The sequence below is a fragment of the Devosia sp. Root685 genome (assembly GCF_001427875.1).
GTDB lineage: Bacteria > Pseudomonadota > Alphaproteobacteria > Rhizobiales > Devosiaceae > Devosia.
Genome location: NZ_LMHK01000001.1, coordinates 1,352,775 through 1,365,287 on the forward strand (window position 1 = coordinate 1,352,775; position 12,513 = coordinate 1,365,287).

At 61.7% G+C, this 12,513-nt stretch carries 12 protein-coding genes and 1 tRNA gene; 7 read left to right on the top strand and 6 right to left on the bottom strand.

Annotated features, from left to right (window positions below):
• Positions 1-8 precede the first annotated feature (8 nt).
• From ASD83_RS06470 to ASD83_RS06485, 4 genes are all read left to right on the top strand, one after another.
• Positions 9-1,001: a sugar ABC transporter substrate-binding protein gene (locus tag ASD83_RS06470; RefSeq protein ID WP_082560983.1), complete on the top strand. Its 993-nt coding sequence runs from the start codon at positions 9-11 to the stop codon at positions 999-1,001.
• A gap of 54 nt (positions 1,002-1,055) precedes the next feature.
• Complete coding sequence (locus ASD83_RS06475; RefSeq protein ID WP_056308986.1) at positions 1,056-2,102, top strand: AraC family transcriptional regulator; 1,047 nt, start codon at positions 1,056-1,058, stop codon at positions 2,100-2,102.
• A 105-nt stretch (positions 2,103-2,207) separates the two neighbouring features.
• Positions 2,208-3,710: an aldehyde dehydrogenase family protein gene (locus tag ASD83_RS06480; RefSeq protein ID WP_056308989.1), complete on the top strand. Its 1,503-nt coding sequence runs from the start codon at positions 2,208-2,210 to the stop codon at positions 3,708-3,710.
• A 6-nt stretch (positions 3,711-3,716) separates the two neighbouring features.
• Complete coding sequence (locus ASD83_RS06485) at positions 3,717-5,108, top strand: amidase (protein WP_056308991.1); 1,392 nt, start codon at positions 3,717-3,719, stop codon at positions 5,106-5,108.
• Positions 5,109-5,209: 101 nt separating this feature from the next.
• Here the strand turns inward: ASD83_RS06485 and ASD83_RS20600 are convergent, their stop codons facing one another.
• Positions 5,210-5,749: a class I SAM-dependent methyltransferase gene (locus ASD83_RS20600; RefSeq protein ID WP_082560984.1), complete on the bottom strand. Its 540-nt coding sequence runs from the start codon at positions 5,747-5,749 to the stop codon at positions 5,210-5,212.
• Between the two features lie 150 nt (positions 5,750-5,899).
• Between ASD83_RS20600 and ASD83_RS06495 the strand changes: the two genes are divergently transcribed.
• A complete protein-coding gene (locus tag ASD83_RS06495; RefSeq protein WP_056308995.1) occupies positions 5,900-6,214 on the top strand; it encodes a hypothetical protein in 315 nt (104 codons plus the stop codon).
• A gap of 98 nt (positions 6,215-6,312) precedes the next feature.
• Here the strand turns inward: ASD83_RS06495 and ASD83_RS06500 are convergent.
• Positions 6,313-6,402: transfer RNA gene (locus tag ASD83_RS06500), tRNA-Ser, on the bottom strand.
• A gap of 197 nt (positions 6,403-6,599) precedes the next feature.
• Between ASD83_RS06500 and ASD83_RS06510 the strand changes: the two genes are divergently transcribed.
• On the top strand, positions 6,600-7,160 hold the full coding sequence (locus tag ASD83_RS06510; protein WP_082560985.1) for a DUF2147 domain-containing protein: 561 nt from the start codon (positions 6,600-6,602) through the stop codon (positions 7,158-7,160).
• Positions 7,161-7,270: 110 nt separating this feature from the next.
• Here the strand turns inward: ASD83_RS06510 and ASD83_RS06515 are convergent, their stop codons facing one another.
• Positions 7,271-7,975, bottom strand: a complete 705-nt coding sequence (locus ASD83_RS06515; protein WP_056309000.1) for a glutathione S-transferase N-terminal domain-containing protein — start codon at positions 7,973-7,975, stop codon at positions 7,271-7,273.
• 116 nt (positions 7,976-8,091) lie between these two features.
• Entirely contained in the window at positions 8,092-8,532 is a 441-nt protein-coding gene (locus ASD83_RS06520; protein WP_056309002.1) for a glyoxalase superfamily protein, read from the bottom strand.
• A 275-nt stretch (positions 8,533-8,807) separates the two neighbouring features.
• Between ASD83_RS06520 and ASD83_RS06525 the strand changes: the two genes are divergently transcribed.
• Positions 8,808-9,575 carry a sulfite exporter TauE/SafE family protein gene (locus tag ASD83_RS06525; RefSeq protein WP_056309004.1) on the top strand — a complete coding sequence of 256 codons (768 nt, stop codon included), beginning with the start codon at positions 8,808-8,810 and terminating at the stop codon, positions 9,573-9,575.
• Here ASD83_RS06525 and ASD83_RS06530 read toward each other — a convergent pair.
• The gene (locus tag ASD83_RS06530; protein ID WP_244489115.1) at positions 9,572-11,653 is read right to left on the bottom strand and encodes a molybdopterin-dependent oxidoreductase; all 2,082 of its coding nucleotides are present in this window, start codon (positions 11,651-11,653) and stop codon (positions 9,572-9,574) included. The genes ASD83_RS06525 and ASD83_RS06530 overlap by 4 nt on opposite strands.
• A gap of 163 nt (positions 11,654-11,816) precedes the next feature.
• Complete coding sequence (locus tag ASD83_RS06535; protein WP_056309007.1) at positions 11,817-12,434, bottom strand: hypothetical protein; 618 nt, start codon at positions 12,432-12,434, stop codon at positions 11,817-11,819.
• Between the last annotated feature and the right edge of the window lie 79 nt (positions 12,435-12,513).

Below are 12,513 nucleotides of genomic sequence, written 5' to 3' on the forward strand. Positions count from 1 at the left end.
AACTGAAAATGAAACGATCCATCGTAATGGCCGCTGCGGCGGCACTGATGGGCACGCTGTACGCCCCGGCGACTTTCGCCCAGGACGGCACCACGATTGGCTATATTTCGCCGATCGCGGCCCAGCCCGGCCAGCAGGTAATCAATGCAGCCATGGCGAAGGCCGCGGCGGAACTGGGCTGGCAGTGGCGCCTGCTCGACGCCAATCTGTCGGCTGACCGTCAGGTCTCCCATGTCGATACCCTGCTGACGCTCGGCGTAAAGGCTTTCGCGTCCTGGTCTCTCGATCCAAACGCGGTGGCCGGCGCCTATTCGCGCGCCAATGCACAGGGCGTTCCGGTGATTGGCGTCAATTCGAGCGGCGAAGGCGTGACCAGCTCGGTCTGGTGGGCCGCCAATCTCTGCACCGAGGGCGGCGCATACGACCAGCAGGCAGCATGGATTGCCGAGCGCGCGCCTGCCGCCAAGGTCATAGTCATGGGTGGTCCGCCGGTTCCGTCGATCCAGAACAACGTCGCGTGTTTCACCAAAGCCGCCAAGGCTGCCGGTCTCGAAATTGTCGACCAGGTCGACAATACCAAGGACTCGGCCGCCAATGCATCGACCCTTGCCGCTGACGAAGTCCTGCGCTTCCCGGACGTAAAGGTATTCTGGGCATACAACGACCAGAGCGCTCTTGGCATCTCCGCTGCGCTGGCCTCGTCCGGCAAGGCGGTCTACGGCAGCCAATCGACCGAAGGCGTGATGGTTTTCGGCATCAATGGCGACGACGACGCCATTCAGGCCGTTCGCGACGGCCGCATCACCGGAACCTGGGATCCGGACAGTTATGCCACTGGCTGGGCTGTCGCACTGGCGATGAAGAACGCCATCGAAAACCCGACCGGCGAACATCCCGACCTCACCGTCAGCTCGACCCTGTTCACGTCCGACAATATCGACACATGGGTGGCTCCGCTCGAACGCCCCTACTCGCTCGACAATATCCCACTTGCTGATTGACGCCCTTGGCCCGGCGGATCCTCCGCCGGGCACCCCTTTACTGGAGGTAGCTCGATGACCATCGCCGTCAAGCTGAACCCACAGGCCGCAACGCCCGTCATGTTCAGCGCCTTCGCCAGTTCGCCCTTCACCACGCAATCGCCGGTCAAGGCCTGCTCGCTGGACGAAGCCCGAGACTATCTCACCAATCTCATCGCCCCGCACAACCTGTCCTTGCGCGGCCGCGGCCAAAAACTGCACCTCATTCACAACAGCGCAAAGCTGCACAAGCTCAGCCTGCATTTCATTGCCTATAAGTCCGACGCCTCAGGCGTCGATGTCCTTGCGCCTAAGCTCGAGAGCAATCTTTTGGTGAAGGTGCCGCTGTCCGGCACCGCCGAAATATCCCAGGGCAAGGAGGTCAAGCAAATCCGCCCGGGCATGATTTACCTGGCCGAGCCGCGCAAGCCGCTGATGTCGTCCATGTCAGCCGATTACCAGCAACTCACCCTGCAGATCCCCATGTCCGTGCTGCTGCATGCGGCGAGTGCCGAACTGCAGAACAATTGTCCGGACGCGCTGCATTTCGACCTGGATGCGGTCAATAGCGGCCCTGCCCCGCGTATGTTCCTCAGCACTCTCGGCTCTATCTGCCAGGCGCTGGACATGGGCGATGGCCTACTCGACCAGCCAATGGTTCAACGCTCGTTTCAGATGGCGCTGGTCTCGCTGATACTGTCCCTCCCCAACAGCCTCTCCGAAAAGTTCGGCGACAGCCAGCGTTGCGCTATTCCCTATTACATCCGCCGCGCCGAAGAATTCATGCGGGCGCATCTAACCGACGATATCGGTATTGACGATCTGGTACATGTCGCCGGCGTCAGTCGCAGGTCGCTGCATGCCGGTTTCCGGCGCTTCCGGGACACGACGCCGCTCGGATTACACAAGACGATGCGGCTTGAAGCGGCACGCGCAGAAATTCTCAAAGCCGCCGACACGTCGCGCACCGTGACTGATATCGCCACCACTTACGGCTTTTACCACCTCAGCAAATTTGCCCGCGACTTTCGCGCCAGCTTCGGCGCTCTGCCATCAGAAATGATGCGCGGCGGCGCACGATGAGCCCGGCGTAATTCTGCGCTATCGGGCTAACTGCTGCTCCTTTCGCCTGTCGTACCTTCCTGTGCCGCGGCACACTCCGGCTCACACCGCATTAAGGAGGGTAGAATGCCCCGCTTGGAAAACGATCTTTCGACCCTCGGCAACGCCGCCCGTGCCTATCTCGACAGAACCCACGGCATGCATATCGGCGGATACGCCCATGACACCGCCAAAAGCTACGAATTGAAGGACCCCACCAGCGGCCTGGTGTTCGCCCGCGCTGCAGACGCCTCTGCGGGCGATGTCGACGCTGCCGTCCAGTCCGCGCGTAAGGCGCTTACCGGACCGTGGGGCCGCATGCGCCCGAATGAGCGCGAACTGGCCATGCTGCGTCTGGCTGACCTGCTCGAGCGTCATGAAACCGAACTCTCGGAGATCGAGACGCTTTGCTCTGGTCGCCTGCTTGCCAATACGCGCGGCGTCGATGTCGGCTATTCTGCGCACTTCCTCCGCTACATGGCTGGGTGGGCGACCAAGCTTTCAGGGCAGACCGCGCGTCTTTCTATTCCCTATATCCCCGATGGCGAGATGACCGGCTTCACCTTCAGGGAGCCCATTGGCGTCGTCGGCGCCATCGTGCCCTGGAACGTGGCACTGGGTATTGCCGTGTGGAAAATTGCGCCAGCCCTAGCGGCCGGCTGCACGATCGTCCTTAAGCCCGCTCCGCAAACGCCCCTCAGCGCCCTTCGCTTCGCCCAACTGGCCCTGGAAGCCGGCATCCCTGAGGGGGTCATCAACATTGTTACCGGCAGCGGCGCCGAAACTGGCATGGCTCTCGTGCGCCATCCGAACATCAATATGGTCAGTTTCACCGGTTCCACGGCCGTGGGTCGCCAGATCGCGGTCGATGCAGCAGGCAGCTTCAAGCGCTGTAGTCTTGAACTGGGCGGCAAGTCCCCCGTCATCCTGTTCCAGGATGCGCCACTAGAGCGCGCCATTCCGGCCGCTGCCTGGGCAATCTTTTCCAATCACGGCCAGAATTGCTGTGCCGGCTCGCGCCTCTATGTGCATCACTCGATCTATGAACAGGTCATCGAGGGTGTGGCGGACATTGCGAGAGGCATTGCCATCGGCTCGCCGCTCGATGCGGCGACACAAATGGGCCCCGTGGTCACCCAGGCGCAGCAGAAGCGAATTCATGAGCTCATCGAAGCAGGCAAGGCAGAGGGCGCGCGCGTCGTTGTCGGCGGCGAACCGATCGAGGGAGCGGGCAGCTACGTGCCACCCACCATTCTCGCCAATGTACGCCTCGATATGACACCGGTTCGCGAGGAAATCTTTGGTCCCGTGCTGGTGGCCGCCAGTTTCACAACCGACGCGGAAGCGCTGTCGCAGGCCAATGCTTCGGAATATGGCCTTGGCGCCAGCATCTGGACCAACGACCTGGACCGGGTCCATCATATGACGCGGCAGCTCGAAGCCGGCTCGATCTGGGTGAATGTGCACAATGCCCTCGACGTCGCCCTGCCCTTTGGCGGCTGGAAGAATTCCGGCATGGGTGCAGACCTGAGCGAAACAGCCGTTCTCGCCCATACCAAGGTCAAGGCCGCGGTTCATCATTATCTTTGAGGCGCCATGACGCACTTGCATGAGCTATCGCTTGCCGAGATCGCCCAACGCCTGCGAGATGGCGATGTCACCGCAAGGACTGTGACCGATCAAATTCTGGCTCGCGCAGAGGCCCTGGCTGTTCGTACCAATGCTTTCATCACCCTGCTTCCCGAGCGCGCCCGGGCGGCAGCTGACCGCGCCGATGCGGCACGCGCCGCCGGCCGCCTGCTTGGCCCGCTTCATGGCGTGCCCATCACGGTCAAGGACATGTTTGACATTGCCGGGGTTGCGACCACAGCAGGCATGCCAAGCCGGCTCGACCACATCGCCACCGAGAACGCCACGATCATCGACCGGCTCGAAGCCGCCGGAGCGATCGTCATCGGAAAGGTGAACTTGGCGGAGGGCGTGTTCGGCAAATACCTGCCGCCCTTCAATGAGCCACTCAATCCATGGAGCCTCGAGCATTGGGGCGGCGCCTCGTCCGGTGGTAGCGGCGTCTCGGTCGCCGCAGGTCTGGGCTACGGCTCCATGGCTTCAGATACCGGAGGCTCCATTCGTATGCCCAGCGCCGTCAACGGCGTCACTGGCCTCAAGCCAACCTGGGGCCGGATCAGTCGCCACGGCGCCTTTGAACTTGCGGGGCTTCTCGACCATGTCGGCATCATTGCCCGATCTGCGGAAGACGTGGCTTTGATGCTGCAGGCGGTCGCCGGTCCTGACCCCCAAGATCCGACTACCCTCGCCAGCCCGGCTCCCGACTACGGCGCTGCGCTTAATGAACCGGTATCCGGCTTGAGGATCGGTGTGCCGCGGCAGTGGCTGGCACAGGGCGTCGATCCTGATCTCCTCGCGGCAATTGAAACAGCGCTCGCAGATTTTTCCCGGCTGGGCGCCACGGTTTCGAATGCAGCTCTCGCGCCCGAACCCAACCTCGTGGACCGCTGGTACGACATCTGCACCGCACATGTCGCCTTGGTTCATGAAGACAACTTCGCGCGCCACCGGACTAGCTATTCAGAGCCCCTTGCCCTTGCCATCGAAACCGGTCGCGCGCTGCCGGTGGACCGGCTGCAGCGCGCCTATCGGTATCGCGCCGAATTTTCAGGCCGGTTGGCCCATGCGATGATGGATCTGGACCTTCTTGCCGTTCCGGCCATTCCCACAGCGCCGCCGACGCGCCGGGCCGTCGAGACAATGGACAACGACACCATGTTCGCGCTTCATCGCTTCACGTCGCCCTTTTCCATGGCCGGCGTTCCTACTGTGACCATGCCCTGCGGCATCACCTCGGACGGCCTGCCCTACGCCATCCAGCTTGCGGCCAAACCGCTGGCCGAACCTCTCCTTCTCCGCGCTGCGCATGCCTTCCAAAAGGCAACTGCCCACCACCGGCGACGTCCGCTTAAGCTCTAACCGAATTTTTGCGAGAAGTTGGCCATATTCGGCGGGGCAGAAGGCGCCTGGTGCCAGGAAACCAGCCAGCTTCCGATAATACCGGACGGTGAGCGGTCACTTTAGCGCGGCTTAATCGCGTCAACGATTAGCGAAACGAACCCAAGCTCGTTTAGTGAATTCCGGTGATCGCTGAGGAGGGAACGGTATATCGGTCCTGAGGACCAATCCCAGTGGTTGAAGTGGAACCGACCGCCATCATCGCAATACTCAAGAACGTCCACGGAGAACCCTGCAGACCGTAAAACTTGGGTCAGTGTATTGTAGTTGAACACGCTTCTATGGCCCGCAGCAGGATGGTCAGCTGGCCCGGGGCCGCCAATCTTTACCGTGTTCTGATACTCCTCGTTCCGGAAATAGCCATCGGGCACCGCAACACGCAGAAAGCCGCCAGGCTTGAGGAAGTCGAAACATATTTTGGATGCGTCTCGAGCTTCCTGTTCCGTCAGATGTTCAAACACATGCTCGCATAACAGCGCATCTGCACGGCGCTCTCCGAACCATTCCTCCCAGGTATTTCGGCGCAAAAGGTCCAATTGGTCTTGGTGTGTCGCAGTCCAGCCAGGCCATTGTTGGCTCCCGGCGCCGATAATGACCTTCATTCCTTCGCTCGGCTCCGTGGGTTCGCGATGTTTGGCAGAGTGACTGAGCACAGACTAACGCCCGCTTCGAAGTCGCCGCAATAGTGCGTTCAACAACCGCAATTGGCTCGAGAGGCAAGGGGCCGCTATGAATTCTGCGGAGCTTCAGGCATGGTTATTCGCATGACCACCCAATTTGAACTTCGACGGAAGAGTGATGAACTGGTCTATTCTTTTGCCAAAAAGGATCGGCCCGATGGCCTGCAAGGTTTTCAAAGAACAGATCGCGATCTGTGGATCATCTTTAAGGAGCGCCTTGGCTGGGTAGCTTGGGATGACGAGAACCAGACCGTCACAGGTCGGCCTTGGAACATCTTGCCGGAAGATCAATCCACTGACCTCCCGCCACAGGGCGAATGGGTGAGCTTGAAAGGCACCAAGTCGTATGTTTACGAACTCGTGCACGTAACGCAGAGCATTCTGTGAGCCCCAACTTTTAGAAGGGGCACAATCTTGGGGTACAATCCGAAAGGCACTCTCCGGAAAGCCCAATAAATTCAAAAATTTAGGGGAACAAAAATCGGTGGCGGAGAGGAAGGGATTCGAACCCTCGAGGCCCTTCCGGACCTGCACCCTTAGCAGGGGTGTGCCTTCGACCACTCGGCCACCTCTCCAACCGGGTCGGGTCTAGCGGGAGGGACCTTTGATGGCAAGAGGTTTTTGGGCGCGGGGCGAGATTGTCGGGCAAATCGGGGCATGGATGGTTTCGGCCGGCGTCGTCGCGATTTGTTTGGCCTTGGCGCGGGGGCGCGGATAGGTTTCTCGGTGGGCGATCGGGAACGAATCGCGGCGCGAAGCGGCTGGGGCGGACATGACGATTTGTGGCAGGGCGATGAGCCTCGTGCAGTGGACCATGGCGTGTTGGCTGGGTGTCGCGGGATTTGCATTTGCCCAGACGGAGGCGCCGCAATATCCGTTTCCGGCCTCGCCGGTGGAAGGCGTCTGGCGGGCTCAGCTTTTGTCGGAAGTGACAATCCAGGCTTGCGAACTGGGGTATTGCGGCTTTCTCACCACCATCGTGGTGCCCTCGGAAGGGCTGAGTGCGGAGGAAGCCGAGGCTGCGGCGGCCATGTCGCCGGACCAGTTTTTCGATTATCGCAATGAGGACCCCGCGCTGCGCACCCGGCCGATGCAGGACCTGCACATGCTGACGCTGCGGCCGGGAAACAAGCCGGCGATCTTTGACGGGGAAATCTATAACCCTCAGGATGGCAAGACGTATTCGGGCTATGTGGAGCTGACCGGCCCGGACACGATGCGGCTCAATGGCTGCGTGCTCTATAATGTCATTTGCCGCGGCGAGGACTGGGTGCGGGTGCCGCAGGCGGAGCTGGATGCGCGGTCGGAAGCGGCGGCACCGCCGCAACAGTAGGGCACGCCCTCGCGGTTCGAGGCTTTGCCCCGCAAAGCACCTCACCATGAGGGCTACTTCACGTTTCAGGAAGGGTCCCGGCATTTGCCGAGACCACATCCGTCTACATCTTACCGGGCGCGTTGGTTGAAGAGGACCTTTTGCGCTTCCTTGTCGTCGGCTAAGCTTTTGGCGGGGACGTCCCTGCCCCAATTGAGACCAGAAGCAACGGCCGGGCGGGCGGCGAGGCGTTCGAGCCAGGCATGGACGTGGGGGAATTCTTGCCTGGTGATACCGTAGCGTTCCCAGCCCTGGGCCCAGCCGATGGCGGCGATATCGGCGATGGAATAGTCGCCGGCGATATATTCCTTACCCGCGAGCTGCTTGTCGAGGACGCCGAAGAGACGATGGGTTTCGTCATTGTAGCGCTTGATGGCATAGGGGATTTTTTCGGGCGCATAGACCGAGAAGTGGTTGTTCTGGCCGAGCATGGGGCCGAAGCCGCCGACCTGCCAGAAGAGCCATTCATCGACCTTTACCTGGGCGCGCGGATCGGTGGGGTAAAGCTTGCCGAATTTCAGGCCGAGATATTTGAGAATGGCGCCGGATTCAAAGATCGAGATCGACTCGCCGCCCGGACCCTCGGGATCGACGATGGCGGGGATTTTGTTGTTGGGTGAAATCGCCAGGAATTCAGGGGTGAACTGCTCGCCCTTGCCGATATCGATGCGGTGGTAATTCCACGGCACGCCAAGCTCTTCGAGCATGATGTGCACCTTCTGCCCATTGGGCGTGGGCAGTGAATAGGCTTCGATCGGCTTGATCTGGGTGGTCATGAGCACCGTCCTGTTTTCTCGATGAGAGAGGTATATCGGTGTTTTACGATGAAGAGCAAGACATGCCCACCCAAACCTCCCCCTTGGCAGGGGGAGGAGTCAATCGAGGTGAAGGCTCATGCCCGCATCAGGTGCATTTGCGGCTGGCCATTGCCGCGCAGGGCCGGCGAGAAGCCATGGATATCGACGGTCGCCGTAACGCGCTGGCGATGGGCGGCGAACATGAAGGTTGGCGTGACGTTGACCGGTTCGTCGAACTGAATGGTCACCGTGTAGTGCTGCATGCTGCCCAGGACTTGCAGGCCGATAAGCAGGCCGCGGAAGGGCTGTTCGAGGTAAAAACCCTTGACGCGCATGCCGACCTGGAAGGGGGCGACGACGCGATCGGGCAAGGCGGCGCGCGCCGTGTTCCAATCGCGAAAACCGTGGCTGCGGGCGATCTCTTCGAGGGCCGCGCCATGGGTGATCGGCTGGCCGGATTTCGCGCGCTCTTCGCGCAGGTCCTTGGCCTCGGATTTGAGGGTTTGGGCCGAAGGGGTATCGAGGGAAAAAGACATGTCGGGTCTCCTATAGGAGGCGACTAGATCCATGGGGGCCCGCTTTGCCATGATGCGCCTCGGAGTAACCGAAGTGTCACGCTTTCAAAGGCTGGACTTCACCATGGACAGATGTCCGCGAGCGGCAGGCGTCAGCAACCAAGGGGGTAAATGCGCTTCACGGGCCGGGAAGTCAAGATCGGGCGATCAATCGGGGTGATGGCGGCGATCAGACAATTGTGTTGGGCTGCGGCAGCTGCCCGGTCTAGGAACATGTGTCTGGCTTTGGTGAATTGATGACTGAAATCCTCCTGCTTCTGGCTGGTCTTCTCGGTGGCGCGGTCAATTCGCTCGCCGGGGGCGGCTCGTTTATCGTTTTTCCGGCACTGCTGTTTGCCGGGGTGCCGCCCGTTTTGGCCAATGCCTCGAACACCTATGCCGCCCTGCCCGGCTATGTCAGCGGCGCGGCGGGATACTGGAAATCGGTGGCGCCCTACAAGGATCGGCTGGTCGTCTATGGGCTGATCGCGGCGGTGTTCGGCTATGTCGGGGCGGAACTGCTGCTGGTGGTTTCGGACGAGCAATTCTCCAAGGTCGTGCCCTGGCTGATGGCCTTTGCGGTGCTGTCGTTCATCTTCGGCAACCGGATCAATGCGGCGCTGCGGGCGCGCGGCGGCGGGCGCACGGGGATGAAGGTGCTGGGCACGGTCCTCATACTGGCGCTGCTGGCCGGCGTGTCGGTTTATGGCGGGTTCTTCAATGCCGGGCTTGGCATTCTGCTGCTGGCCTTTCTCGCTATGGCGGGGATGAGCGACATGCATGCGATGAACGGGCTGAAGCTGTTTATCTCCTCGACCATTGCGCTGGTGGCTGTGGCGCGGTTCATCTTCAACGGCACCATCGACTGGTATCACGGCTCAATCGCGCTGGTTGGCGTGACCATTGGCGGCTATGTGGCGGCGCGGCTGGCGCAGTATATTCCGACGCAATGGATACGGATCGGCGTCATCGTTTATGGGATCGTGATGACGGGGTATTTCTTCTGGGGCGCCTATGGAGCCTAGTTCGAACGCCTGATCCACACTGCCGCATCGTGGAAAGGGGCGCCGCCGAAGGGGGGAGCGGGTTGGGCTGAGGTGAGCATATTGATGCCCTGGCCGCCGCGATGGGCTTTGTTGCGGTGGAGGCCTTCAGCGATGAGGGTGCCGGTGGGCAGACCGTCGAAAAGGCGGGCGGTGAGCTCGACCTGGCCGCGGTGATTGCCAAGGGTGACGGCATCGCCATCGCTGAGGCCGAGGCGAGCGGCGTCAGTTGGATGGATGAAGACGGAGGGCTGGCCTTCGCGCTTGAGGCTGCCGGGGGTCTGGTTGAAGGATGAATTGAGGAACGCGCGGGCGGGACTGGTCGCGAGCTTGAAGGGGTGCTCGGCGTCGGTCTTTTCGGTGATATCCCAATGGTCGGCGAAGCGCGGCATGATCGTGGGGTCGCAGACCCAGCGATAGCCCTTCTTTTTTGCCACCGCGTCCCAATCGGGCTCGAAGCGGAAGCGGCCATCGGGCCAGCCAAAGCCTTTGGCGAAGCGGGCGACGTCGTCGGGGCGCTCCTTGTCGATGAAGCCGGTTTTTTCGACCTCTTCGAGCGTGGGGAGGCCCGAGCGCGCAAAAGTTTCGGCGACGACTTCGCGGTCGGTGGTGGCGAAGGTCGGGTCGGTACTGCCGAGGCGCAGGGCCAGGGCATTGATGACCTCGTGATTGGAGCGCGCTTCGCCTGGTGCCTCGACGACGGCGGGACCGAAGAGAATGCGGGTATGGCCGCCGCGCGTGTAATAATCGTTGTGTTCGAGGAACATGGTCGCGGGGAGGACGATGTCGGCCAGCTCGGCCGTTTCGGTCATGAACTGCTCGTGGACGACGAGGAAAAGGTCGTCGCGGAGGAAACCCTTTCGCACGAGGGCCTGATCGGGGGCGACCGAGGCTGGATTGGTGTTTTGCACGATCATGGCATGAACCGGGGCGCCATTCTGGAGCGCCGCGGCATTGCCGGTGAGGATGGGACCAACCTCGGACATGTCGAGAAGGCGCGGTGTGCCCTTTTGCAGATGCGTGCCTTCGAGCCGGGATTTATCGAGCCCCCAGGTGCCGGAATTTGAATGAAAGGCGCCGCCGCCGCGGTGTTGCCATGCGCCTGTCATCGCAGGGATGGAGAGCGCGGCGTGCATGGCTGTGGCGCCATTGGTCTGGCGGGAAAAGCCATAGCCGAGGCGGAAGAAACTGCGCGGGGTCGAGCCAACGAGACGGGCGAAGGCTTCTATTTCGGCGACGGACAAGCCGGTGATTTCAGCGGCCCATTCGGGGGTGCGCGTCTGCAAGTGCGCTTCGAAATCGAGCGAGAAATCGGTGTAGCGGGCCATATAGGCGCGGTCGGCGAGGTTTTCGCGCAGGAGCACGTGCATCGTGGCCGCTGCCAGGGCGCCGTCAGTGCCGGGGCGGACGACGAGGCCCATATCGGCCTGGTCCATGGTGGCGGTGCGGTAGATGTCGACGACCACGATTTTTGCGCCGCGCGTTTTGCGGGCCTTCATGGCGTGGGTCATGACATTGACCTGGGTGTGCACAGCATTGGTGCCCCAGATGACGACGCAATCGCTTTCGGCCATCTGCTCGGGATTGACGCCGCCGAGAAGGCCGGTGCCGGCTATATAGCCGGGCCAGGCGAGGCCGGTGCAGATGGTGTCGTATTGGTGGGAATAGCCACGGACGGCGCGGAGGCGCTCGATGCCGTCGCGATGCACATGGCCCATGGTGCCGGCATAAAAATAGGGCCAGATGGATTCGGGGCCGTGCTGCTCTTCGATGGCGAGGAAGCGGGTGGCGATTTCGTCGAGGGCTTCATCCCAGGAGATGCGCTGCCACTGCCCTGCCCCTTTGGGACCGATGCGGCGCATGGGATGCGTCAGGCGCTCGGGATGGTGGATGCGTTCGGCATAGCGGGCGACTTTTTCGCAGATGACCCCGGCCGTATAGGGATCGTCCTTAGCGCCGCGCACGCGGCCCACCTTGCCATCGGGCAGAATATCGACATCGAGCGCACAGACCGAGGGACAGTCGTGTGGGCAGACGGAGCGGATAGTGTGGTGGGGCATGGGGGCGTTCATGGGGCCAAGGTATTAGAGGCGGGCGGCCCGGACAATCGCATTGTGGTGATGGCTGGGATTTGCGGGGGTGATGGGGTGGTAAGAACCCCCCACCTGGCCTCCCCCTGGTAGGGGGAGGGACGGATCGAGTTTGACGCGATGCTTGTGGGGCTTACGCTGCGAAGGCCTTGGTGGCTGTTTCGGCATTGCGCATGGCGCGGGTGGCGGCGTGTTTGGCGAGTTGGGCGGCGCCGCCGTGGAACTGGGAGAAGGTGATGCGGCCCGAAGTGCCGGTGATGGTGATGCCGCGCCAATTGGGGCTGACCGAGCGAACGTCGGCCCAAACGAGCGTGGTTTGACTGCCTCTGGCGGTGCGCTGCGTCACCTGGCGATTGTCCCAGCGGGTATTGGTGAAAAGCCCGGCAAGGCCAATGCCCACCGAACCGGCCGCGAGGAGTAGGACGGCGAGATAGGTGGCGATCAGTTGCGTGGTATCGGCCGCATCGCCCATGAAGATGACGGCAAAGAGCAGGACGGAAGCAAGGGCAGCCGAGCCGTAGCAGGCAAAATACTCGACCAGCGAGGGCCGCAATTCGGACCAGCCGCCTTCGACCGTGATGCCCTCTTCGGGCTGGATCAGGCGCAGGGCCAGAAAGGCGGCATAGCCGAACGCCACCACGCCGGCGGCGCGCGAGAGCGGCAAATGACCCGTCATGGGCAAATATTTAAGAGCAATAAGAAGGGTAATCACGAAAAGCGGCAAAGCCACTTCCTGCCAACGCAAGGGCACGCTTGTATCTCCGTAGATGCGGGGCCGGTGACGCAATATCGGCGAGTGAATATCGTGAAGAGTACAGGGGCAAAGTGAT